The organism is Sediminibacterium sp. FW305-C-269 (assembly GCF_058231045.1).
Map to the genome: position 1 here is coordinate 206,288 of NZ_JBIQXQ010000002.1, position 24,475 is coordinate 230,762.

23 protein-coding genes are annotated in these 24,475 nt (G+C 46.3%); 14 read left to right on the forward strand and 9 right to left on the reverse strand.

The window, feature by feature from the left end; translation table 11 throughout:
• Positions 1 to 265: 265 nt before the first annotated feature.
• Positions 266 to 1,774: an arylsulfatase gene (locus ACH3Y6_RS06275; protein ID WP_490834742.1), complete on the forward strand. Its 1,509-nt coding sequence runs from the start codon at positions 266 to 268 to the stop codon at positions 1,772 to 1,774.
• Between the two features lie 56 nt (positions 1,775 to 1,830).
• Here ACH3Y6_RS06275 and ACH3Y6_RS06280 read toward each other — a convergent pair whose 3' ends face one another.
• From ACH3Y6_RS06280 to ACH3Y6_RS06290, 3 genes are read right to left on the reverse strand one after another with little or no spacing between them, the layout of a single operon-like run.
• Positions 1,831 to 5,091, reverse strand: coding sequence for an alkaline phosphatase family protein (locus ACH3Y6_RS06280; RefSeq protein ID WP_490834743.1), 3,261 nt, complete (start codon positions 5,089 to 5,091; stop codon positions 1,831 to 1,833).
• A 35-nt stretch (positions 5,092 to 5,126) separates the two neighbouring features.
• A complete protein-coding gene (locus ACH3Y6_RS06285) occupies positions 5,127 to 6,056 on the reverse strand; it encodes a sugar phosphate isomerase/epimerase family protein (RefSeq protein ID WP_490834744.1) in 930 nt (309 codons plus the stop codon).
• A 9-nt stretch (positions 6,057 to 6,065) separates the two neighbouring features.
• A complete protein-coding gene (locus ACH3Y6_RS06290) occupies positions 6,066 to 7,091 on the reverse strand; it encodes a Gfo/Idh/MocA family protein (RefSeq protein WP_490834745.1) in 1,026 nt (341 codons plus the stop codon).
• A 235-nt stretch (positions 7,092 to 7,326) separates the two neighbouring features.
• On the opposite strand from ACH3Y6_RS06290, the gene ACH3Y6_RS06295 reads away from it, so the two are divergent.
• Positions 7,327 to 8,169: a sugar phosphate isomerase/epimerase family protein gene (locus ACH3Y6_RS06295; protein ID WP_490834746.1), complete on the forward strand. Its 843-nt coding sequence runs from the start codon at positions 7,327 to 7,329 to the stop codon at positions 8,167 to 8,169.
• 204 nt (positions 8,170 to 8,373) lie between these two features.
• Complete coding sequence (locus ACH3Y6_RS06300; protein ID WP_490834747.1) at positions 8,374 to 8,580, forward strand: cold-shock protein; 207 nt, start codon at positions 8,374 to 8,376, stop codon at positions 8,578 to 8,580.
• Positions 8,581 to 8,695: 115 nt separating this feature from the next.
• Here ACH3Y6_RS06300 and ACH3Y6_RS06305 read toward each other — a convergent pair whose 3' ends face one another.
• Positions 8,696 to 10,057 (reverse strand): hypothetical protein, encoded by a 1,362-nt coding sequence (locus ACH3Y6_RS06305; RefSeq protein ID WP_490834748.1) that lies wholly within the window; start codon positions 10,055 to 10,057, stop codon positions 8,696 to 8,698.
• Between the two features lie 211 nt (positions 10,058 to 10,268).
• Between ACH3Y6_RS06305 and ACH3Y6_RS06310 the strand changes: the two genes are divergently transcribed.
• The 7 genes from ACH3Y6_RS06310 (at position 10,269) to ACH3Y6_RS06340 (ending at position 14,368) form a co-directional block, all read left to right on the forward strand.
• Positions 10,269 to 10,838, forward strand: a complete 570-nt coding sequence (locus tag ACH3Y6_RS06310) for an RNA polymerase sigma factor (protein WP_490834749.1) — start codon at positions 10,269 to 10,271, stop codon at positions 10,836 to 10,838.
• A gap of 6 nt (positions 10,839 to 10,844) precedes the next feature.
• The gene (locus ACH3Y6_RS06315; RefSeq protein ID WP_490834750.1) at positions 10,845 to 11,183 is read left to right on the forward strand and encodes a hypothetical protein; all 339 of its coding nucleotides are present in this window, start codon (positions 10,845 to 10,847) and stop codon (positions 11,181 to 11,183) included.
• Entirely contained in the window at positions 11,180 to 11,752 is a 573-nt protein-coding gene (locus tag ACH3Y6_RS06320) for a Spy/CpxP family protein refolding chaperone (RefSeq protein ID WP_490834751.1), read from the forward strand. The genes ACH3Y6_RS06315 and ACH3Y6_RS06320 overlap by 4 nt, the downstream gene beginning before the upstream one ends.
• Before the next feature lie 55 nt (positions 11,753 to 11,807).
• Positions 11,808 to 12,569 (forward strand): YHYH protein, encoded by a 762-nt coding sequence (locus ACH3Y6_RS06325; RefSeq protein ID WP_490834752.1) that lies wholly within the window; start codon positions 11,808 to 11,810, stop codon positions 12,567 to 12,569.
• 100 nt (positions 12,570 to 12,669) lie between these two features.
• Positions 12,670 to 13,092: a hypothetical protein gene (locus ACH3Y6_RS06330; protein WP_490834753.1), complete on the forward strand. Its 423-nt coding sequence runs from the start codon at positions 12,670 to 12,672 to the stop codon at positions 13,090 to 13,092.
• A gap of 2 nt (positions 13,093 to 13,094) precedes the next feature.
• Positions 13,095 to 13,757, forward strand: coding sequence for an SCO family protein (locus ACH3Y6_RS06335; protein WP_490834754.1), 663 nt, complete (start codon positions 13,095 to 13,097; stop codon positions 13,755 to 13,757).
• Positions 13,754 to 14,368 (forward strand): toxin-antitoxin system YwqK family antitoxin, encoded by a 615-nt coding sequence (locus ACH3Y6_RS06340; protein ID WP_490834755.1) that lies wholly within the window; start codon positions 13,754 to 13,756, stop codon positions 14,366 to 14,368. The genes ACH3Y6_RS06335 and ACH3Y6_RS06340 overlap by 4 nt, the downstream gene beginning before the upstream one ends.
• A gap of 305 nt (positions 14,369 to 14,673) precedes the next feature.
• Here ACH3Y6_RS06340 and ACH3Y6_RS06345 read toward each other — a convergent pair whose 3' ends face one another.
• Both ACH3Y6_RS06345 and ACH3Y6_RS06350 read right to left on the reverse strand, forming a co-directional pair.
• Positions 14,674 to 15,867 (reverse strand): pyridoxal phosphate-dependent aminotransferase, encoded by a 1,194-nt coding sequence (locus ACH3Y6_RS06345; protein ID WP_490834756.1) that lies wholly within the window; start codon positions 15,865 to 15,867, stop codon positions 14,674 to 14,676.
• A 90-nt stretch (positions 15,868 to 15,957) separates the two neighbouring features.
• Positions 15,958 to 16,350 (reverse strand): DUF1573 domain-containing protein, encoded by a 393-nt coding sequence (locus tag ACH3Y6_RS06350; protein ID WP_490834757.1) that lies wholly within the window; start codon positions 16,348 to 16,350, stop codon positions 15,958 to 15,960.
• A gap of 181 nt (positions 16,351 to 16,531) precedes the next feature.
• Between ACH3Y6_RS06350 and ACH3Y6_RS06355 the strand changes: the two genes are divergently transcribed.
• Both ACH3Y6_RS06355 and ACH3Y6_RS06360 read left to right on the forward strand, forming a co-directional pair.
• Positions 16,532 to 18,922, forward strand: coding sequence for an alpha-ketoacid dehydrogenase subunit alpha/beta (locus ACH3Y6_RS06355; protein ID WP_490834758.1), 2,391 nt, complete (start codon positions 16,532 to 16,534; stop codon positions 18,920 to 18,922).
• A gap of 39 nt (positions 18,923 to 18,961) precedes the next feature.
• Positions 18,962 to 19,384, forward strand: a complete 423-nt coding sequence (locus ACH3Y6_RS06360) for a DUF1801 domain-containing protein (RefSeq protein WP_490834759.1) — start codon at positions 18,962 to 18,964, stop codon at positions 19,382 to 19,384.
• Between the two features lie 2 nt (positions 19,385 to 19,386).
• Here ACH3Y6_RS06360 and ACH3Y6_RS06365 read toward each other — a convergent pair whose 3' ends face one another.
• The 3 genes from ACH3Y6_RS06365 to ACH3Y6_RS06375 all read right to left on the reverse strand — a co-directional run bounded on the left by ACH3Y6_RS06365 (position 19,387) and on the right by ACH3Y6_RS06375 (position 22,341).
• Positions 19,387 to 19,788, reverse strand: a complete 402-nt coding sequence (locus ACH3Y6_RS06365; RefSeq protein WP_490834760.1) for a thiol-disulfide oxidoreductase DCC family protein — start codon at positions 19,786 to 19,788, stop codon at positions 19,387 to 19,389.
• Positions 19,789 to 19,881: 93 nt separating this feature from the next.
• Positions 19,882 to 20,604 (reverse strand): YebC/PmpR family DNA-binding transcriptional regulator, encoded by a 723-nt coding sequence (locus ACH3Y6_RS06370; RefSeq protein ID WP_490834761.1) that lies wholly within the window; start codon positions 20,602 to 20,604, stop codon positions 19,882 to 19,884.
• A gap of 120 nt (positions 20,605 to 20,724) precedes the next feature.
• Positions 20,725 to 22,341: an amino acid permease gene (locus ACH3Y6_RS06375; protein WP_490834762.1), complete on the reverse strand. Its 1,617-nt coding sequence runs from the start codon at positions 22,339 to 22,341 to the stop codon at positions 20,725 to 20,727.
• A gap of 151 nt (positions 22,342 to 22,492) precedes the next feature.
• Between ACH3Y6_RS06375 and ACH3Y6_RS06380 the strand changes: the two genes are divergently transcribed.
• Together ACH3Y6_RS06380 and ACH3Y6_RS06385 are read left to right on the forward strand one after the other, a co-directional pair.
• The gene (locus ACH3Y6_RS06380; RefSeq protein WP_490834763.1) at positions 22,493 to 23,746 is read left to right on the forward strand and encodes a dicarboxylate/amino acid:cation symporter; all 1,254 of its coding nucleotides are present in this window, start codon (positions 22,493 to 22,495) and stop codon (positions 23,744 to 23,746) included.
• Positions 23,747 to 23,755: 9 nt separating this feature from the next.
• Positions 23,756 to 24,442, forward strand: coding sequence for a DedA family protein (locus tag ACH3Y6_RS06385; RefSeq protein WP_490834764.1), 687 nt, complete (start codon positions 23,756 to 23,758; stop codon positions 24,440 to 24,442).
• The last annotated feature ends 33 nt before the right edge of the window (positions 24,443 to 24,475 follow it).

The following is a 24,475-nucleotide window of genomic DNA, read 5'->3' on the forward strand; positions in this document are numbered from 1 at the left end:
CTGTTTGGGTAAGTGTATATCTTTTATTTACTCCAAGTGTAAAAGCACCGGGTAATTGATGCTATAGCTGTTGTTGTATACATTTTACAGCCAGAGCCGGGTATGTCTATTAGTTGGTTCGTTGGTTATAGCAATCCAGATGACAAAGGAGAATCTGGATCCCAATAAACCTCACCAGCAATGGATGAGGTTTTGGGTTAACGGCAATAGGCTAAGCAATTGTCGTCTCCGTATTTTTACCATTATTCAACAAGAAAAATATCGTATGCAGAAACATTTTATTCATACAGTCATTACAGTGATCGGTTTTTGTGGCCTTTTATCATCTGCTTCCTCTCTGGCACAACGTAAACCTAATATCATTTATATCTATGCTGATGACCTGGGTTATGGTGAACTGGGTAGTTATGGTCAGCAGAAGATCAGAACACCGCATCTTGATCAGATGGCAAAGGAAGGAATACGGTTTACCCAGCATTATACCAGTACCCCGGTATGTGCACCGGCCAGGGCCATGTTGCTTACCGGTAAACATGCGGGTCATACCTATATCCGCGGGAATTATGAATTGGGAGAATTTGCAGATAGCCTGGAAGGCGGTCAGATGCCATTGCCGGAAGGTACGTTTACCATTGCACATATGCTTAAGAAAGCCGGGTATCATACTGCCATCATTGGCAAATGGGGACTGGGCATGGTGAATACTACAGGAGAGCCGCAGCTGCATGGGTTTGATTATGCCTACGGTTACCTGGATCAGAAACAGGCGCACAATTATTATCCCACCCATCTGTGGGAGAACGGTCGCCGAGTGCCATTGAATAACCCTGAAATCCTGGTGCATACCCGTCTGGATTCCACCAAAGCCACCGATAAGGATTTTGATTATTTTAAAGGGAAGGATTATGCTCCGGCAAAAATGACAGAGAAAGCACTGGCTTACCTGGATACGCATGCAAACCAGCCTTTTTTCCTGTATCTGCCGTATACACTGCCGCATTTATCCCTCCAGGCACCCGATAGTTATGTAAAGCAATACATCGGTCAGTTTGAGGAAAAACCCTACTATGGGCAAAAAGGATATGCGTCTACCAGATACCCTTTATCAACCTATGCGGCCATGATCACTTATCTCGATGACCAGGTAGGTATCATCCTCGATAAGATCAAAAAAATGGGACTAGATGAAAATACACTGATCTTTTTCTCAAGTGATAATGGCGCCACGTTTGATGTGGGTGGGGCGGACCGGTTCTTCTTTAATAGTAATGGCGGATTACGAGGGGCCAAGACAGACCTGTTTGAAGGCGGGATCCGCGAGCCACTGATCGCCCGCTGGCCCGGCAAGATAAGTTCCGGAAAAGTGAGTCAGCATATTTCTGTGCAGTTTGATATGCTGGCAACATTGGCCGAACTCACAAAACAGCCGATACCGGCTACAGACGGTATTTCTTTTCTGCCCGAACTGCTGGGTAATCAGAAAGCGCAAAAACAACATCCTTATCTCTATTTCGAGTTCCCTGAAAATGGCGGACAACTGGCCATCAGGATGGGTAACTGGAAAGCTGTCAAAAGAGAAGTGCGTCTTCACCCTGACAATAAATGGATGTTATTTGACCTGGCTAAAGACAGGGAAGAAAATCACGACCTGGCTGATAAACATCCTGAATTGATACAACAGTTTGAAGAGATCGTAAAAAAGGAACATCGTAATGCGCATATACGGGATTGGGAGTTTGTTAATCCGAAGTTCAACACAAAGGGCCTTCGATAAAACGCATAAAAAAACAGCTCCTGACCGGAGCTGTTTTTTTATGCGCTATTGACCACTTATTTATTTTTTTGCCGGGTTTCTGAAGGATAGGGTATATCTCCTTTGGCATATTGCCAGATGATACGGTTCATGATATTGTCTTTGCCGCCATCGATTTCATTGAATACCTCATACTGCGATTGCAGAGCCATCTTTTTTTCTTTAGCGCTCAATACGTTCAGTTTCTTATTCATCTCGTCTAATGGAATATTATTGGGCAGGAAATGATAAGGGATACTGTTTTTTGTGGTTTGAAAACAGTCTGTCATTAGCCTGGCCGTTGCATCCATTACATTCATAGGAGGGATACCTAATATCTGCTCTATGGTTCGCAGCATGGATGTTTGGTTGTACGCTGTGGTGACGAGCTTTTTACTGCTGTAGGGACTTATGACCAATCCAACTGTCCGGTAAGCCGAGATATGATCCCATCCGCTCTGCGAGTCATCCTGTGTGATGAAAATGACGGTTGAATCCCAGTACCTGCTTTTGCTGATCATGTCTACAATTTTGCCAACAGCAAGGTCATTATCGGCTACCATGGCATTCGGTGTAGGAAAATCGGGGGAGGTTCCGGCGCTGTGGTCGTTGGGTAAAGAAACTACCATGAGGTTAGGCAGGTTGTTGTTTTTTTCCGCTTCTTTCCATTCTTCAATGAAAATATCGGCACGTTGTTGGTCGCTGAAGGCAATATTGTCGCAATCAGGGAAAGTGGCAGAAATGATCGGTCGTATGCGGGCAATGGTGGTCTCGTTATGCCAAACGGGTTTCTTGCCTGCCTGGTAGTTTCTATAGAGATCCTGCCACTTTAGTTTTCTATCGTATTCCGTTTCGCAGGCTTCTCCAAAAATGCGAACGGTTTTTCCATGATCAAGGGCCTGGTTCCAGATGAAACCGCTTTTGTTGTACACCAATGCATCTTCCTGCCGGTGCGGATAACTGCGGAACCAGGCACGTACATTCTTCTCTACATAATCCGATACCATTCCCGCATCCGTCCATTGATGGCCTTCTGCGGATGATTTTCCTGAGGCATAATAATTATCCATCCAGCCAAACTGCATGGCCAATGCATGCATATTGGGTGTGATCTTTTTTCCGAAAATGCACAGTGAGCTATCGCCTCTTCCTGTTGGCATATCCCCATATACCTGGTCATAGGTTTTGTTTTCCTTGATGATATATACTACGTGTTTAAAAACAGAGGGCTCTCCTAAACGGGCGGGTACAGGAACCGGTGCTACATTTTGTCTGGGTAAAAACTGTTCTGTCCGGTTAATCAGGTTTAGCCTGGCTACTTCCAGTGTATACTGTTCCAGCCTGTTTCTGTCAGGGATTGGAATGATGCTTACTGAAGCCAATTGGTTATGGATGGATCTCGCTTTTCGCCTGTCGTCGATCACATTGGCCCCATCGGATTCAAGATTGGTAACAATGAGTGTATTCCCGGTTAACGCAAGTCCGCCCGGATAGGCTTCCGTAGGGATCATTCCCAATAACCTTGTTTTCCCTTTTCCGGAACTGGCCGCTTGTTTACCCAATGCTACTACTGCTACTGCATTGTCCATACCATTGGCCACATATAACACAGTATTCTCTTTGTTTAGCTGCAGTGCGTTGGGGCTGCTTCCCTGTAAGTTTTTTGTTTTGTTCAATAAACCCACAGGAATGGTTTCTGTAACAACATCTTTTTGGCTATGTATAACGGTGATCTCGTCACTATTTCCATTGGAAACATATACGTATTGTCCATTGGCAGCAGCTACCACTGCATTGGGGTGCAGTCCTGCAGTGATCTCTGCTAGCTTTGTTCCGGTTCGGCTATCGAACACACTCACCGAACCCATGGCAGTGGCGCCGGTTATGGGGTCGGTATAGGCAAGGTTCCAGGGGGTGACAGCTCTTTCACGGCTGCTGTCTATTGCGGTGCTTCCGGCCCAATTGCTCACATATACTTTATTGGCAGCTACTGCCAGACCGTAAGGCGCCACTCCTGTTGCGGTTTTCCATACTATGCTGCGATCGCTCCAGCGGAGTTTGACCAGTTCGTTATTGCCGTTGAGTACCAGGTAGAGAAATGTTCCTCCCTGCTCTTTTGATACCGTGATATCATTGGGGAGCGCATTTTTGGAAGGAGCCTTTTTTTCAAATGTGACTGCTGAGAAATCATGAAAACCATTGGCCCATTCGGTTATCATCAAAGCGCTTTTGCCAGTTTCTTTTTCAGCAGCGCTCCAAACTATCCATGTTTTGCCGTTATCGGTAAATACTTTTATACCGGTGTACGTACTCATATATTTTGCAAATATGGGCAGGTCGGTATAACTCCATCTGTGGCTTATCTTTTTCTGCCTGGTATCCAATACGCTGATGCCGTACCTGTCTTCGATCACCGCCAAACCGGGAGTGGGCAAGAGGGCTACATCCAGTGCATGGTTCTCCAGATCGGGTCTGCCATACCGAACTACATCGCCTGCTGAATGGATGATCCTGTTATAAGGAAGGGTATGAAGGTTTGAATTTTGTTTTCCCAGAAAATCGGCGAGCTCTGCTATGCGGTCGGTATTGAGGAAATCCACCCCCAGTTTCATCATTTCCTCCCAGCTTTTTGTGTGATCGGGAATGGCCCAGAAACGGACCGTCTTGTTGAGCGCATGTGCCTGATCGATGAGTTGCTGCAGCTTCTGCCTGTCGTCTTCCGGAAACGGTTGTGTCGGGTCTTTCCATTTGGAATACTTGCTGAAGTTTTCGCTTAGCATGGCTATGCGCGACAAAGTCCGTACAGGATACTGCTGTCCCAGTCTTCCGTCAAACCAGATATAAGAAGGGTAACGATGGTATAGTGAATCAGCAGGCCGGTTGCCTGATATTACGATCCGTATGGTTCGGTTATGGATGATGGAAGGATATTTCTCAAGTAAGGAGATCAGTGCCGGTAAAGTGCTGTGTCCATCGGTCTTCAGGTCTATCAGTAATTGCAGTTTTCGGCTACTGTCTGTATAAATAGTACCCCCATTTTTTTTGATGCTTTCTGCCAGGGGTTGCAGGTATAGGTTTTCAAGGTTCCTTGCCGGGGTTAACTGTGAACTGTCATGCCCCACCAACAGCTGATTGTAAAACAGGAAAATATCTGCTTCTATAGAACCGAAGCCCTCATTGTAAGCCTGGTAAAAAGGATGTTGCTGTTCAAAATCATTATGCGAATGTGCATTGGCAATGGAATAATGGCTGATTTGTGCACTAAGCGTTTGTGAATATGACCAAATGCATAAAAGCATGAGTAACCGGATGGAGCGCATAAGTTATGTTTTTGCTATCTGTTGTGTTCCGCTTTTGCCAGTGCTGCTTTTACCTTTTGCAGAAATGGTGGAACCAGTGTAAAAGGGTCTCCAGGACTAAGTGTTTCTATGGGTAAGTAGCCACGATAGCCGGATGCGTGTATAATATCACAAAGCCTGTCCAGGTTCATATCCGATACGTTTCCCTGGTAATTGAGCTTTTCCTTAATCTGCCAGTTTACGGCCCAGGAGGTGGTTTTTTCGATTTCATGATAGGGTTCTTCCGTAACGAAACTTCCGGTATCGAGTACCAGGCCAAACCATTCGCTGTTCACTTTCTGCAGTATACTGATTGCCTGATCGGCAGTTTTTACAAAATCGTTGTGGTTCTGCAGCGCAACAATTACCCCGTGTTGCCGGCCATGTACCACACAGCTTTTGATGCAGGTTACGATCCAGTTTTCCACTTCTTCCCGGTTATAACCAGCAGGTAAGGTTTTCCCGCTGAAAATGCGGATAACGGGTGCTCCCAGTTTTGCGGCTACTTCGATCCAGTTTTTTACAAAAGCAACTTCGGCAGCTCTTTTAACTGGATCCGGATCTGCGAATTCGTTGCGTATACCGGTTCCACTGATACCCAATCCTGCACGGTGGGCTTTATTTTTTAATTGGTAGATATAGGCATCCGATGGTATTTCGGGATAACCCGGAAAATAATAGCCGGTGAGATCAATGGCATCAAAACCTTCGCGTACACAGAAATCCATCACTTCTTCCAGCGTAGTTTTTTTAGCGGATAAAGGTGAATGGAAAGAATAGGCATTGAGGCTGATCTTAAAGCGGTTTCCTGGTGAGAAATCTTTCGGTGGTTTGGGGTTAGCTGCCCAACTCATCGGTACCGCAGTTGCGGCAACAGAACCGGTAAGTAAGGATCGGATAAATTTTCTTCTGGGCTGTGCGGGCATATCCTGGTTTTAGTGTGAAAGATCTGAAAGTTTTTTGCCATAGGCGAAACATTCCATTACCCGCATCGATACCAACGCATCTGCGGCAGAGCAGGGGTTAGGGGCGTTGCCCAGGAAATATTGAACCACATCCCCGATCATGGGTTGCTGTATATGTGCAGGTGGTTCGAATGATAAAATGTTCTCCTGTTCACCGGTGAGTACAGTCACCGTATGGCCAAAGACCGGGAAACGGATCCTGCCTTTGGAACCGATGATCTCAAACAGATCTTCTTCTGTGCCAGCTGCAGTGGTATAGGCCCATTGACCGGTGAACAGTACCTGATCGGGTAAATGCATCATGCCCGTTACCGCGTCCTCTGCTTCATAAAAACCGGCCTGGTTAACACCCATGCCAAATGCTTCAAGCGGATTACCGAAAAAATGAACTACCAAGTCAAGCTGGTGCGGAGCCAGATCGTAGAAATAGCCGGCACCCGCAATCGAAGGATCTACACGCCAGTTGTTTTCTGTATTGGCCACGATATCGGTTCTGTGTTGTTGTAACATGCTGATGCGTACGGTTCGGATATCCCCGATCGTTTTTTCTGCAAGCAACGAACGTATTTTCCGGAACATGGGCAGTCCTCTCCGGTAATGTGCAATGGTCAGTTTGCCATTGCTCTTATCTGCCGCCTCCTGCATACGTAAACAGGCAGCTGTTGTTACTGCCATGGGTTTTTCTACGTATACCGGTTTACCTGCCTGTATGGCTGCCAGTGCATAAGCTTCATGTGAATCAGGAGGTGTAGCCACATAAATGGCATTGATGTCGGGGTCGTTGATCAATGCGGTGGCGTCGTCATACCATTTGGGAACGCCATGGCGGTCAGCATAATCCTTTGCTTTGTTGCCGTTGCGGCGCATAACGGCCAGTAGGGAAGAATTTGGTACTTTATTAAAAGCGGGTCCGCTTTTTTTCTCGGTAACATTACCGCAACCGATAATACCCCAGCGCAGTTCTGTTGGTGTTTCTGTGGATAGATTAATAGACATAAATCGGGACTATGCGGTTAAAGTTATTCATTTGAACTGAACGGACCATTGTACAGACTTTAATTTTTGCAAAGCCAAGCTACATCGTTTTCGTAAATTTAGGTTCCTTCAAAACGCACTTACTGCGAAAAAAAAGCAAAATTCACATTGATATCGGTAAAGCCCTGATCCGGAAAAAGTGATGGATTGCCGATCAGCCATAAACCACTTACCTCTCCACACAAAAAACGATTGCATGTCAGTATTCAGAAAATTTCTACAGAGAACAACAGCTATGGCAGCTGCTTTTTTATCGGTGATATTATTGGCCGGTGCCGCTCCTAAACCCTTTCCAGCCGATGGTAAAGATCCCTTGCCGGTAGGTATTGCCGGGTATACATTTGCCAAGTTTGACCTGGATAAGTCAATTGCCATGATGAAAAGACTTGGGGTGCACCATCTGTCCGTAAAAGAAATACACCTCCCGCTGAACAGCAGCCAGGAAACCATTGATGCAGCACTTGCCAAATACAAAGCAGCCGATATACAGGTGTATACAGTAGGTGTTATTTACATGAGGACGAAAGAAGCGGTAGATCAGGCATTTGCCTATGCAAAAAAATGTGGTGTGCCAATGATTGTTGGAGTGCCTAGTTACGACCTGCTCGACTATGCCGAACAGAAAGTGAAGGAATATGATATCAAACTGGCCATTCATAACCATGGACCTGAAGATGCATTATATCCCGGTCCGAAAGATGTATATGACCGCATCAAACAGCGAGATCCCCGAATGGGTCTGTGCATCGATATCGGTCATGCCGTTCGCGCCGGAACTGCTGTTGACAAAGCCGTCAAGGAATATAAGGATCGTCTGTTTGATCTGCATATCAAGGATGTGAGCATCGCAGCCAAAGAGGGGAAAGCCATCGAGATAGGCAGGGGAGTGATCGATTTCCCCGCCCTGGTGAAATCACTGAACAAGATCGGTTACAAAGGAGTATGCAGTATTGAGTTTGAAAAAGATATGACCGATCCCCTGGCAGGTATCGCCGAATCTATCGGGTATTTTAAAGGGGTGGTGGCCGCTGAAAAATAGAGTGTTCTCTTTCTCAAGTATAGTTGTTAATAGCCCGCAGGTTTTGCGGGCTATTTTTATGGCAGGCGGTCGGCAGTTATTGGTTCAGTCCAACGGGTTTGCAGGCGGTAGGATAGACCTAAAAGGCGGCTTTTGGGTATTTCAGGCCCTAAATGTTACATTACACCTGAAATTCCTTACATTTAAGGATTAAATTTTAATATTATGCCAACAGGAGTTGTAAAATGGTTCAATGATTCAAAAGGTTTCGGATTCATCACACCGGATGATGGTGGTGAAGATCTGTTTGCCCACTTCTCTGCCATCAATATGGGTGGATTCAAAACATTAAAGGAAGGACAAAAAGTATCATTTGAAATAACAGATGGTAAAAAAGGAAAACAGGCGTCTAATATCCAGTCTGCCGAGTAACCTTTTTTGATCCCGAACCGGACCAACCGGTTTTTGCCTATCTCTGTATTTCCGTGTTAACCCTGTTAACCTGGAGATACGGAGATATTGTATGTAAGGAAGTATCTCTTCTGCGTTATTCCATGCAATCCAGGTAATCCTTCAGTTTCTTTTTGTTGAAAGGATGTAGCGATAACATGAGGTAACCACCACCATTCAGCATGGGGGCTTTCTTCAACAGGCCCAGGTTGTGTAACCCAACCACCAGTGGGCCTGCTTTGACGGCCATACCCACCCATAGTTGTCCCTGTGTATTATATTGAATTGGCAAATAAGCACCAAGGTTCAGGGTTTCCCAGCGCGGGGTAATGGTGAGCAGGTTCAGTTCCCGGGTGCGTAATTTGGTATAACTGGTGCTGGAGTAAATATTCATATTCAGCTCTCCGTTTACATAGAAATGATTGCCGAGATTCCGGTCAATGTTCAGGATAAAGCGGGTAGGGTTGGCAATGGTAAAACGTTCTGTGATATCAGCGCTATTGGTAAAAATAGAACGCAGGGAATCTTTGAATTCCTGGAGGGTCTGTGTACCCGAAAGCTTTCTGTCGATGGTAGCATCTGTAATGGCAAAATTGGGTCCGAACAGTTGTACAGAAGACGTTCCCGGTGTAAAATGGTTCGCACCCAGATCCATCAGGCTAAGACCGATCTTCCAGTCGTAATTCAGGACAGTGTTACCCGATCCGGCAGTAGTTTCACTGTTATAGGTAAGGTATTCTATACCCATGCTCAATCCCAGACCACCGAGAGATTTCTTCAGAAAATTCTTGAAGCTACTCTCGTCATAATTGGCCGAGTAGCCCATGGAACCACTTCCGTCGGTTAAGGAGTAAACGGTATCCGTTCCATTCTTGGATTCAAAATAACTTACTTTGTTCAGTTTCATAAAAGTGCCAGACAATCCCCTCATGATCTGGAAAGTGATGCCAGCTGTAAGACGTGAGCGGCTGTCTTCATGCAATACCTGGGAGTAGTTCAGGTCAGCTTCCAGCCATCCGCTTTGGGTTACGAATCCTTGCAGAAAAGGCAGGTTATTATTGGCCACCAGGAAACTGTGCAGGCTGCTGATGGTGTCTGAATAACTGAAAGGCATCATTTTGGAGTGGGCATAGGTCCTGGCCCTGATACCTACGTTGACCGCTTTGGTATTATCCGGTTTGTACAGCAGGTTGAACAGGCTGAGATCTGCATTGGTATGAATAAATTTGCTGTTGCGTCCCTCCCGTAAACTTAGTTCCCGGGTTCCCTGGTTGTTTTGGATAAAAGCACTGTTGGTACTCATTTTTGCCTGCACCGATAGTAATGTAAGATCCCAGCGGTGAGCCGAATTAACAGAGGAGGCAGGATTGTTAAAAATGGCGGTGCTTCCTGCATAGGCCGAGCCATGTAGCGACTGGTAACCCTGTCCGAATAGGTGCGCCGATATTAAAACTAGCACTCCTGTATAGAATAAACCAATTTTAAAGTTCATATCCATTTTGATACCTGCAGGTTGTACGGTGCAGCCCGACAGGTAATTTTTATGATTCTGATGATGAGAAACCGGAAAGATAGAAATACTGTGTGAAATCAAAATACGACAGTTTTTTCTGTTTCCGGGCGAAGGTTTTTTGTAGGTTGTTACGTCTAATCCACTAATACGCTATTATTTGAACGAACAGGTATTTATCCGATCACTGCAAAATGGCGACCAGCTGGCATTTAAAGAACTGGTTGAGAGCTGGCAGAACATGGTATTCAATACGGTGCTCAGCATTGTGCAGGACTGGCAGGAAGCAGAAGACCTGTCACAGGAGGTGTTCATACAGGTATTCCAGTCGGTAAAAGATTTCAGAGGTGAGGCAAAACTCTCTACCTGGATATACCGGGTGGCCATCACGAAGGCCCTGGATGCAGAACGGAAAAAGAAAACCCGGAAAAGGATGGCTGATCTGCGGTCATGGATGGGTTTGGGCGATAAGGAAGCTGAACTGGCGCATTTCGATCATCCGGGGGTGGCTCTTGACAATAAGGAGCGTGCTGCTGTTCTTTTCAAAGCCCTTCGGCAGCTGCCAGAGAACCAACGGATCGTGTTCACGCTGATCAGGGCAGAAAACCTGAGTTATGAGGAAACAGCCGCTGTGATGAACATTAGCATCAAAGCAGTGGAAGCCCTGATGCACCGTGCCAAAGAAAAGCTCCGGCAGAAATTGCTACATTATTACACTATCGATAAATGAACGCATATGTATATTGATAAATCTACTGCAGAAGAAGTAGAACGCACTCTGGATAGTATCAACGGTATCCACCGCGCCGAAATGCCTGCTTTTTTCTATACGCGGTTGGAAGCACGCCTGAATGAGGGAAGACAAATAAAAGCCGTTTTCTGGTCGTTCCTTACAAGACCGGCAGTGTCGTTGATTTCCTTGTCTTTATTACTGGTCCTGAATATAGCCATCATTCGTTCACTCCTGCGTTCAAAGCAGTCTGTCAACGCTGCAACGACTACTGAACTGCAAAACTTTGCGGAAGAATATGCGTTGGGAACGACATCTGTCTACCATGAAAAACTAAACCAATGATAAGTTATTTTAACAGGAATAAATGGACGGTTGTTGCATTTGTCCTGCTGGTGGTATTGAATCTTATTACCCTCGCCACTTTTTGGTTGATGTATGCAAAAGAACCCCGGCATCACGCCGGTCGGCAGCCGGGTATGGTAGATTTCCTTGTGAAAGAATTGCAACTGGACGCAGCTCAGGAGAAGCAACTGATAGTTCTGCGCGACGAGCACCGGCAGCAGATGCAGGAGATCCGTCGTCATAACAGGGACGCCAAGAACGTTTTTTTTGACCTGTTGCAACAACGGGAGGAAATAACCGATTCGGTATTGGCCGAGGCCGCTAAACAGGCCGTACGGTACGATGCGGAAACAGATATGCTTACGTTCCGGCATTTTCAGAAGATCAGGTCTATGTGCAATGAAGAACAGAAAGCAAAATTCCATTCCGTATTGCGACAGGTATTACAGATGATGGCACCTCCACCCGGTAATCCACAGGCGCCACCGCCGCATGGAGAGGCTCAAAACCCCGGTCCACCAATGCCAGGCAGCGAAGGCCAGGAGGCACCGCCGCCCCATCAGAAATAATAATCCCGTTGCGAAGGTTTTTCCTCACAAATAACATCTAATCAAAAAAATCACTATGCAAACAATACAGTTCGCAGGTATATTAGGATTCACGATAATCATGATTCCTTTCTTTTCCTGTAAGAAGGAAGCCGCTGCTTCAACCACTGCAACAACGGTTGCATCAACAGCTGTCGTTCCTGAAGTGTTTAAGAAATTCAATACTAATGTAACGATCTCTTCTGACGGAACCACGATCACAATCAAAAGTGATGGAGTACCTGATCATAAGAGCTGTTATTTTGCAGCATCAGATAGTCGTTACCAGGCGTATAATGGCAGTAATACTGCTTTCTCTAAAAATCCAAACAGCATTGGTACCAAGAGTTTTACATTTAAGATTCCCGCCTCACCAGCCGTAAACTCTGCACACGAAGCTACACCGCTGGGTCCAATCGGTGTGGCGGTTAACGGGGTGGCTATCTATAATCAATATGCCGGTCCTAACCAGCCATTGACGAATGAGATCAATTCTTTTGATCAGTACAACGGTCATCCTGATCCGACCGCCACTTACCATTACCATGTAGAGCCTTTATACATTACACTGAATAAAACCAAAACTGCACTCATCGGTTTCCTGCTGGATGGATTTCCCGTGTATGGACCACAGGAAAACGGCAAAACCCTGGTCAGTGCAGATCTTGATGTGTACCATGGTCATACGGGTGTTACAGCGGATTATCCCAATGGTATCTATCATTACCACATCACGGCGGATGCGCCTTATATCAATGGAATCGGCTTCTATGGAACCAAGGGCTCGGTGACGCAGTAAATTCTGGAGCAGGGTAGCATTATCCAAGGTGTCGGTAGAAAATTTTGGATAATATGCTCGCTCCTGATATGCATAGATTGTTTACTTATTAATCATCTTTATGAAAAATAATTTTCTGACACTGCTGGCATTGCTGGCAGGTATGTCTGCCATTGCACAAGCAGGGTCACCCAAACCTCCCTCGCGTTTGGAGAGGCTGAAACAGGTAACTGAAAAGATCAATAAAGAAATCGTGTTAACTGCTGCCCAGAAAATGGAACTGGAATCTGCTTACAGCGAGTTCTTTGATGGTATAGAAAAACTTCGTTCGAAAGAAGGAAAACCTGCTATACCACCACTCCCGCCGCCCCCGCCCGTAAACAGAGAGGCGGCAGAGAAACTCAGTAAGGTCCGTGATGAAAAAATCAAACGTGTATTGAGCGAAGAGCAATACCGACAATATAGTATGATCGAAAAAAGCCTCCGTCCGCCGGGACCGGGAAATAAAGCTGGCAGGCCAGCTCCACCCCAGCCAAAACAATAAATATGGCATCAGCATTGAATTTTATGTTAGCACTTTCAGCGACTGCTACTTTTTTTTCCTGCTCACCCCCGGTGCAACCTAAGCAGGCTGTGCATGCATTGCCTTTTTATAATACAGCCGATTTCACGCCGCAGTGGATTGAGCCAACCGATTCTGCCTATACCCGCATCCATACCATTCCGGATTTTCAGCTGATGGATCAACGGGGTGTGTTGGTAACGGCAAAAAGTGTGAACAATAAAGTATATGTGGCGGGTTTTTTCTTTACAGCCTGTCCGGGTATTTGCAAGCGCCTGACCAATCATCTCGCACTTGTACAGAAAGCATATCTCACAGATGCAGATGTCCGGATACTTTCACATAGCGTAACCCCAGAAACAGATGATATTGCCAGGCTGCAGCAATATGCATCTGCGCATGGGGTGATAAGTGACAAATGGTTGCTGCTTACCGGTAACCGGGATTCAATTTACACACTTGCCCGAAGCGCTTATTTTGCCGATGAGGATATGGGAACAAAAAAAAGCAGTAATGATTTCCTTCATACGGAAAATCTGCTGCTGATAGACAGGCACCGGCGTATCAGGGGCGTGTATAAAGGCACTTCACTGAAAGACGTGAACGACCTGATAGCGGATATCAGGATATTAAAACAGGAAGAATGAGATTTTTGTTTGTATACCTGATCGTGCTGGCAGTAGCCTGCCGGGAAACATCGACTCCGGGAAAAACTGCAACAGAAGAGCGTCGTCTCTCGATTCCTGCTGTAAAAGTGAGCAGGAATGACACTGCATTGCAGCTGGTAAACGGTATTTGGTTTTTACAAAGGCATCCTTTTAGCGGCACCATTGAAACCCGTTATGAATCCGGGCAGCTGTGGATATCACAACAAGTGTATGGTGGTCGGGAAGAAGGGATCATGCGAGCTTATTACGAAAATGGTGGGCAACAGGCATTGAGGTTTTATCATCTGGGGGAAAAAGATAGTGTTCACAGGGGATGGTGGTCTAATGGGCAGCTTCAATATGAATACCATTTCCGGAATGGTGACTATGAAGGTGATTATAAGGAATGGTACCCTTCGGGTAAATTAATGAAACATATTGTTTACCACAAAGGCAAGGAACAATGGGGCAAAGGCTGGCGGGAGAATGGGAAATCCTATATGAGTTTTGTGATCCGTAACGGCCGTTTGTATGGATTGGTGAATCCCAATCTTTGTTATTCATTGCGTAATGAAAAAGGAGCGTACGTAAATAGCCTTGATGAGCAATAAAAAGTCCCCTGTAGAAACAGGGGACGTCTTCGATTGCTTGCCATATAAGAAAAGAGATAATTATCAATTCGTTAACCTGAAACTGGCTGTATTACCTTGTATATTGCCGTATTTTTGTTTCTGATGTAAAGCTAGGAAAAAAACCAATTAAACAGTGTTTTTTCCGATAATTAATTTAATTTTTATAAATTTTCACTTTTTTATAGGTTTTTAGTATCATTTAATTAATATTAATTTATTAATAATATGTATACTTTTGTCTACTTATTACCACTATCAAGCTTCTTAATTTGCTGATTTACAACCTATTTTTTGCCAGGATATTCTTCTAAAGCCTTTTCTAGGCAATCCATAGCTTTATTTATATCATTTAAATTTAATACATAGGCAAGACGTACTTCCTGCTTGCCCAATCCCGGAGTTCCGTAGAACCCGGTAGCCGGTGCCAGCATCACCGTTTGGTTCTGGTAGGAGAAACTTTCCAGTAACCATTGGCAGAAGGTATCGGCATCATCGATGGGCAGTTTGGCAATGGCATAAAAAGCACCACCCGGATTGGGGCAGAATACCCCTTCCATGGCATTGAGCCTTTTTACGATCAGGTCGCGACGTGATTTGTATTCTGCCTTGGTCGTATCAAAATAGTCGGCAGGCAGATCAATAGCCGCTTCACCGGCGATCTGCGCAAAACTGGGCGGACTCAGCCTGGCCTGGGCAAATTTCATCACGGCTTCCAGTACGGTCTTGTTCTTGGTGATAAAGGCGCCGATCCTGCCACCACAGGCACTGTAGCGTTTGCTGATGGTGTCCATGATGATCACGTTATCATCTACGCCTTCCAGGTGCATGGCACTTACCTGTGTGCCTTCGTAACAGAATTCACGGTAGGCTTCATCTGAGAAAAGGTACAGGTTGTGCTTCAGGATGATCCGCTTTAACTGCTCCATTTCCTCGCGGCTGTATAGATAACCTGTCGGGTTATTGGGATTGCAGATCACGATGGCTTTGGTGCGCGGGGTGATCTTTTTCTCAAAAGCTTCGATTGGCGGTAATGCAAATCCGTTCTCTATATGGGAGGTGATGGGCACTACGGTAACACCCGCTGCTACGGCAAAACCGTTGTAATTGGCATAAAAAGGTTCGGGAATGATCACTTCATCTCCTGCATCCAGGCAGGCCATGAAACCGAATTGTATGGCTTCGCTTCCGCCGGTGGTAATGATGATCTCGTTATGGTTCACATGAATGCCGACACTTTCATAATATCCCACCAGTTTGCGGCGATAACTTTCGTTACCGGCGCTGTGACTGTATTCCAGCACCTTAAAATCACTGTGTCGAACTGCATCCAGCACCATTTTGGGTGTTTCTATGTCGGGCTGACCAATATTCAGGTGGTAAACTTTGGTTCCTCTTTTTTTGGCAGCTTCTGCATAGGGAACCAGTTTGCGTATCGGAGAGGCGGGCATGGCCTGTCCGCGTTGACTAATCTGTAACATGCTGCAAAGATAGTTTGGCAACAGACGTCTTCAAAACAAAATACGCAACCGGTCAGGGTTGCGTATCGGTGGTAACTATAACTACTTCGTTTATTTCGATTTTTCCTTGGCCGATGTTGCCACCACTTCGCCATTGATGGTAAGTACAACAGGCAGTTGCTGATTGACGAATTTTACATTCACATTTTTTTTGAAAGCGCCCATGTTTGCAGCATTGTAGGTCACTTTGATAGTACCGGATTTTCCTTTCAGGATGGGCTCCTTGCTGTATTCCGGTGTGGTACAGCCACAGTCTGCATTGGCAAACTCAACCAGAACGGGTTTGGCTCCGTTATTGGTGAAGGTGAAAATATAGGTGGCGGGCACATTCTGGCGGATCTTGCCAAAATTGAAGGTAGTGTTCTTGAAGACAATATCCGGATTGCTTTGCGCATGAATGGCTGTTGCCAGTAACAGGCAACCCAGAAACAGAAATTTTTTCATAATGCGTGAGATTTAGAGGATAAAATTACAGAATCTAAAATGTTGCAACACCAATTCTGTGCCAAAGCCCTTCTTTTAACAGAAATACCCGGAAACCATGTTTTTCAGCTGAGAATGGGGATAAATCAGCTTTTTTAGCCGATAAGCTATTTTACTCCGTGGGTAATGTTATTTTTGTTTTATGGAACAAACATCTGCACTGGGGTATAAAACGGATATGCTGTCTTTTGAGGGCTTTCGTAATACCATATTGGATGATTACAGGACTGCTGTGATAAGCCGCGAAGTGAGTTTGCTGGGAAGAAGGGAAGTGCTTACCGGTAAAGGTAAGTTCGGCATCTTCGGCGATGGTAAAGAAGTAGCGCAGATAGCCATGGCCAAGTTTTTTCAGCCAGGTGATTTCCGTAGCGGTTATTACCGTGATCAGACTTTCATGTTTGCTTCGGGACTGGCCAGTGTGGAGCAGTTTTTTGCACAACTATATGCAGATCCCGATCTGAAGAATGACCCTTTCAGTGCCGGTCGCCAAATGAATGCACATTTTGCTACAAAATTTGTGGATGAGAACGGTAACTGGCTGGATCTTGCCAACCGGAAGAATATTTCTTCCGATATGGCACCCACTGCTTCGCAGATGCCGAGGGCGCTGGGACTGGCCTGGGCTTCCAAATGTTTTCGCAGTGCAACCCATACGGATCAGTTTGAACCATTAAGTCATCATGGTAATGAGATCTGCTTCTGCACCATCGGTGATGCCAGTACTTCTGAAGGGCATTTCTGGGAAACCATGAATGCTGCCAGTGTATTGCAGGTGCCGCTTGCAGTGTTTGTATGGGATGATGGCTATGGAATTTCTGTACCCAAAAAATTCCAGACCACCAAGGGATCCATTTCGGAAGCATTGCGCGGACTGGAAAAAGAGGAAAGCACCAATGGCATCCGCATTTATAAAGTAAAAGCCTGGGATTATGCCGGCATGTGCGAAGTATTCGAAGAAGCATTGCAGCAGATCCGCGAAACCCATGTGCCTGCTTTGTTCCATGTAGAGGAAGTTACCCAGCCTCAGGGTCATTCTACCAGCGGTAGCCATGAACGTTACAAAACACCCGAAAGACTGGATTGGGAAAAAGAGTGGGACTGCATCAAGAAAATGAAAGAATGGCTGATCGATACCGGTTTGTCGAATGCTGATGAGTTGTCTGATATTGAAGCTGGTGCCAAAGAGTACGTCCGTACCAGTCGAAATAAAGCCTGGGAAAAATACCAGGCACCCATTAAAGCGTCAGCAGAACGTTCGGTAGAGCTGATCAGGTCCATGATGGTGAATGATATGGAGAAATACAATCATTTACAGAAACTGGCCGCAGAACTGCAATCGAACCGTGAACCCCTGCGAAGGGATGTGTTACGTACCCTGGCACTGGCTATGGAAATTGCGCCCAATTCTCCTTCCGCAACAGAACTAAAACAGTATTACAACCAACTGCTGGACGAGAACCGTGTATTGTATAACAGTGATCTCTATAATGAAGGCCCCAAAAGCGCATTGCAGGTTCCGGAAGTGAAACCAATGATCCCTTTTGATGCAACCTTAGCCAATGGATATGAAGTACTGAATAAATATTTTGATGCCCTCTTTGCCAGTAATCCTTATGTATATGCTTTCGGGGAAGACGTGGGCCATATCGGTGATGTGAACCAGGGCTTTGCCGGCTTGCAGGACAAACATGGTGCGGACAGGATCTCTGATACCGGTATTCGTGAACTGACTATTGTTGGACAGGCCATCGGACTGGCATTACGCGGTCTGCGCCCGATTGCAGAGATTCAATACCTCGATTATCTATTATATGGTTTGCAACCTTTGAGCGATGATGTGTCCACCACGCATTTCCGCACCAAGGGGCAACAGTCGTGTCCGGTGATCATCCGTACCCGCGGCCACAGGCTGGAAGGTATCTGGCATAGCGGTTCACCAATGGGCATGATCATCAATTCGCTCAGGGGGATGTATATCTGTGTTCCGAGAAATATGGTACAGGCTGTTGGCATCTATAATACCTTGCTGCGGGGCAATGACCCTGCGATGGTCATCGAGTGCCTGAATGGTTACCGCCTGAAGGAAAAACTGCCTGCAAACCTGCTGGAATACACCGTTCCATTGGGTGTACCCGATGTGATTCGGGAGGGAACCGATATAACATTGGTCACCTATGGTTCTACCTTACGTGTCGTAGAAGATGCAGCAGAACGACTGCAGCAACTGGGCATCAGTTGTGAAGTCATCGATGTGCAGACCTTATTGCCTTTCGACATTCATCATAAGATACTGGAATCGTTACAAAAAACCAGCCGGATCCTTTTTGTAGATGAGGACGTGCCTGGTGGCGCCGCCGCTTATATGCTCAGTAAAGTGATGGAAGAGCAGAAAGCCTTCCGCTGGCTGGATGTGGCGCCAAGAACCCTTACGGCACAGGCGCACCGGCCCAGTTATGGCAGCGATGGCGACTATTTCAGCAAGCCCAATTCGGAAGATGTGATTACTGTGGTGCAGGAGATGATGTGCGAGTAAGATGGGATTATCGGGAGCTTACAACCAAACGCTATATCCATGGCAAAAGCCGGCTCTCCCCAACCAACCGGAACGGAGCAAGTATTGCTGTTCCTGCAAAACAGTGATCATCCCCTGAAAACAACGATGGCACTCTTGCGCGATCTGATTCTGTCTGCTCAGAAAGGTATCACTGAACATATTAAATGGAATGCTCCCAGCTTCTGCTACAGGGGCGATGACAGGATCACTTTCAACCTGCACCGGAATGATCATATCCTGGTGGTGTTTCATTGCGGCGTTAAAGCCAAGGGAAAAGAGACCAAGGACGCTCCTCCGCTTTTTATAGACAGTACCGGTTTGTTGGAATGGTTGTCCGATCAACGGGCGATAAGCAGGTTCTTCAGACAGAAAGAAGTGGCTGAAAACAAAAACAAGATCAAAAAACTGGTGAAGGACTGGCTGAAAGCGACATCTGTATAAGTTTATGCAAGGAACAGTTGTTGCAGTTCGGCACTGGGTACCCAGCAGTCATGTTTTCTTCCAAACCAACGGTAACGGTTACGCGCCACCATGTTATAGATCCCGTCGCGGATCCCTGCCGGTACTATACTGAACCCGTATAAGAGCGGCCAGGCGCCGGAAAGTCTTTTGGTAACCCGCAACGCCGCTTCAGATCGGGAATACACTGTCCCGTTCTCCCATAAAAGAAAAGAATCAGGCTTGTCTGTTGCTGAAATGTATTGACCCAGCATGTTCCTGGCTGTGGTGGATTGCAGTGAAGCAAAACGGAATTGCTGTTTTGGGTCATGCCGGATGATGAACTGGACACTAGCCGAACATAGGTTACAAAGTCCGTCGAAAAACAGGATGGGATGTGTATGCATGTATAAGTTAAAATTAAAAAGTCAAAAGTCAAAAGTCAAAACGGGTAATCATTCTGATACGTTTTGACTTTTGACTTTTGACTTTTTGATTTGTTATCCCATGTTATGGAACACTTTGTTCACGTCTTCGTCCTGTTCCAGTTTTTCGATTAGCTTACTTACGTCTTCAGCCTGCTCGTCGGTAACGGGAACGGTAGTGGTGGGGATCCATTCCAGTTCTGAACTGATGGGGGTGATACCTTTTTCTTCCAATGCTTTCTGAAGGTTACCAAAGTCTACGAATGCACAACGCAGCACAATGATCGGGTTGCCCTGGTCGTCGTTACTTTCTCCCAATTCTTCCAGGCCATGATCGATGAGTTCCAGCTCTATCTCGTCCATGTCAATACCTTCGGGTTTGAGTTTGAACACGCCCATTTTCTTGAACTGGAAGCTAACACTGCCGCTGTTACCCAGTGCGCCATTGCCTTTGTTGAAATGGCTTTTCACATTGGCCACGGTGCGAACGTGGTTGTCGGTAGCGGTTTCTACCAGCAGGGCCACGCCATGGGGACCATATCCTTCATATAAGATCTCTTCGTAGTTGCTGGTGTCTTTACCGGTAGCACGTTTGATAGCGGCTTCTACACGGTCTTTGGGCATACCCACACTCTTGGCATTCTGAAAACAGCGCCTGAGTGCCGGGTTGGTAGATGGGTCGGGGCCACCGGCTTTTACGGCGATCACGATCTCTTTCCCGATGCGGGTAAATTGCTTGGCCATCCTGTCCCAGCGGGCAAACATGGTAGCTTTACGTACTTCAAAAATCCGTCCCATGGTTCATCTTATTTCGGAGGGCAAAATTAACGTTTACAAACTTAGCCGCCAACCTTAGGTATAAAAAAACCGCCCAGACTGTTGTCGGAGCGGTTTTTTCTATGCTTTTAACCGGTTCGGTTAGTTCTTCTCAAAATCGGAAGCATGCGGTACAATCTCACTCGGATTGCGCAGTTTGCTTCTTTTACGGCTATAGGCGAAATAAACGATCAGGCCAATGGCCATCCAGCCAAAAGCCACTTTTAAGGTCTGCTGGTCCAGCGCCACGATCATACCGGTACAAACCACCGCACCGAGGATAGGTACAATGGGAACCAGCGGCGTTTTGAAAGGCCTTTCGATCTCCGGTGATTTCAGGCGTAAGATCCATACACCCAGGCTCACCAGTACAAAAGCAAAGAGGGTTCCGAAACTGGTCAGGTCACCGGCTACGCTACCCGGAACAAATGCCGCAAACAGACCTACAAAAATGAACAGGATCCAGTTGGCTTTATAAGGGGTCTTGTATTTTGGATGTAAAGCGCCGAATGCTTTAGGTATCAGTCCGTCGTTACTCATGGTGTAAAAGATACGGCTCTGACCCATCAGCATCACCAGGATCACAGAAGAGAAGCCGGCCAGGATGGCTACGGTTACACTGGTACCCAGCCATTCATATCCTTTCATATAGGTCTGGATGGCATAGGCTACAGAAGCTTCTTTACCTGCTGTCTTGAATTCGGTATAATTGGCAACACCTGTCAGTACATGTCCGAAGAGGATGTAGAGGATGGTACACACCACCAGTGATCCCAGGATACCGATCGGCATATCGCGTTTGGGGTTTTTGGCTTCCTGTGCGGCAGTAGATACGGCATCAAAACCGATAAAGGCAAAGAATACAATAGCTGCGCCACCCAATACGCCGCCCCAGCCATGTTTGAAGAAACCTTCGTGTCCTACGGTTCCTTCCGGAATCATGTAAGGGAGATGGTTCTCGGGTCTGATAAACTGCCAGCCAAAGCCGATGAACAACAGAACGATCGCAACTTTTACAAATACGATGATCATGTTCACAAAAGCAGATTCCTGGGAACCTTTGATGAGCAGCAGTGTCAGCAATAACAGGATGATCAATGCCGGTGCATTCATGATACCATGTGTAGATTCTACCAGGCCGGTGAGGTTGGACGGCAGCATCTTATATTGGTCTTCACTTATTAACAGGATACCATTTTTTACTGATTTGGTCAGTTCAGGCATGGTGGTCACGATCTGGTTGACTGCTTCTCCGGTTACCTTATGTAAACTTTCAAAAGGGGAATGGCACCATTCATACGGGATGGTTCCCCCCAGCAGGTTATTCAGATATTCACTCCAGGCGATAGATACTGTGGCTGCTCCCAAAGCATATTCCATGATAAGGGCCCAACCAATGATCCAGGCGATCAGCTCACCCATGGTCACGTAACTGTACGCATAGGCACTACCGGCGATGGGTATCATAGAGGCAAACTCTGCATAACATAAACCGGCAAATGCACAACCGATGGCGGCAACTACAAATGATAAGGTAACCGCGGGTCCGGCAGCTTCGGCGGAGGCCGCGGCTGTTCTTACAAATAATCCCGCACCGATAATGGCACCGATACCCAGTGCGATGAGGTTGCCCGCACCCAGGGTCCGTTTTAGCCCCTTTTCAGAATCGGCCGCAGTGGCCAGCATCGCTGAAAGAGATTTTTTTCTGAATAAACTCATAGTAAGTAGTTAAGTTTTCTTTAATTAAAAAGGTCCGGCAAAATAGGCATTTCTGCCATTTTCGCTTCAAAAGATTTATAAACCGGTGAATGGGGTTCTGCGACAGGTCATTTCTGCAGAAATCTTATATTGCGACATGAATAACCCGCCAATGAAGAAATCGAACCGGCTTACCTTATACATAATACTTGCCATGATCGCCGGCATATTACTGGGTTACCTGATCCATACACAGTCGAGCCCCGAATTCATCAAGTCATTTTCCGTTAATATCAAGCTGCTGACCACAATTTTCCTCAGGTTGGTGCAAATGATCATTGCTCCACTGGTATTCTCCACGCTGGTGGTGGGAATTGCCAAACTGGGCGACCTGAAAACAGTGGGCCGGGTAGGCGGAAAAGCGATGTTATGGTTCATTACCGCATCATTGACCAGTTTGCTGCTGGGTATGCTGCTGGTGAACCTGTTTAAGCCGGGTGCTGGTATTGACCTGAGTAATGCGGATATAAGCGGAGCCAAGGACCTGATGGGTAAAACGCAGGAATTCAATATCCAGAAATTTATCGAACACGTTTTCCCGAAAAGTGTGGTCGAGGCCATGGCCAATAACGAGATCCTGCAACTGGTTATCTTCAGTATCTTTTTCGGAATTGCTACTGCAGCTCTGGGCGAGAAGGCCAAAGTGGTGGTAAAAGCCCTCGACGCGGTGGCACATGTGATCCTGCGTATGGTGAATTATGTGATGAACTTTGCACCGCTGGGTGTATTCGGAGCTATTGCGGCCGTAATAGCCACGAAAGGATTGGAAGTCTTTGTTTTTTATGGAAAGTATCTGCTGTTCTTCTTGGTCGGAATTATTTGTTTGTGGGTGGTATTGCTTTTTGTCGGGTTCCTGGTATTGGGTAAACGTTTACCCGAACTGCTGAAACGTATTTTTCCTCCACTGATCATTGCATTCAGTACCACCAGCAGTGAAGCTGTGTTTCCGAAATTGACCGATGAGCTGGAGAAATTCGGTTGTAAGGACAAGATCGTTGCCTTCATTCTTCCACTGGGTTATTCCTTTAACCTGGATGGCAGTATGATGTACATGACCTTCGCCAGTATCGCCATTGCCCAGGCATACGGTATCCACCTGGATACGGGCACCCAGCTTACCATGTTACTGGTATTGATGCTGACAAGTAAAGGGATAGCCGGGGTACCCCGTGCTTCACTGGTAGTGGTAACGGCTACCTGCGCCATGTTCAATATTCCGCCAGAAGGCATTGCACTGATCCTGCCGATCGATCATTTCTGCGATATGTTCAGGACGGCCACCAATGTACTGGGTAACGCACTTGCCACCAGCGTGGTGAGTAAATGGGAGCATTCACTCGAACCGGCGGCAGCCATCACCGAATAAGCAAAGATTATGTTAGCAGATATCCTTTTATCTTCTTTTCACTGGAGTCAGTTATTGCAACCTCAGTTCTATATTGAACACGGTGGTCTGTGGCTGATCCTGTTTGTTGTATTTGCAGAAACAGGACTGTTCGCCGGTTTTTTCCTGCCGGGCGATAGTCTTCTGTTCGTTGCCGGTATCTACAGTTCCAATATTGCGAACGAGATCATTGCAACCGATAATGAGTACCTGGGACTGGCTACCTTGCTGGTGCTGATCTCAGCTGCCGGTATTGCCGGTAATATGGTGGGTTACTGGTTCGGGCGCAAAGTGGGTCCGGCCATGTATGGCTGGAAAGAGAACATGCTCTTCAAAAGAAAATACCTGCGGCAGGCGCATGATTTTTATGAAAAACATGGTGGCGGGGCCATTGTGATCGCCAGGTTCATTCCCATTATCAGAACCTTTGCACCGATCGTGGCGGGTATTGTGGAAATGGATCGTAAAAAATTTGTCTTCTTTAATATTGTGGGTTGTGTAGCCTGGGTATTCAGTATGCTGTTCGGGGGGCATTTTTTACAGAAATGGATCCTGTCTGAGTTTGGCTTTGACCTGAAAGACCATCTGGAAGTGATTGTTCTGGGAATTGTTCTGGTAACCACATTCCCCATTATTTATAAACTCATTTTTCATAAAGAGAAGGGGGGAGTTGATTAATGAGCGAATGAGTGGATGAGTGAATGAGTGGAT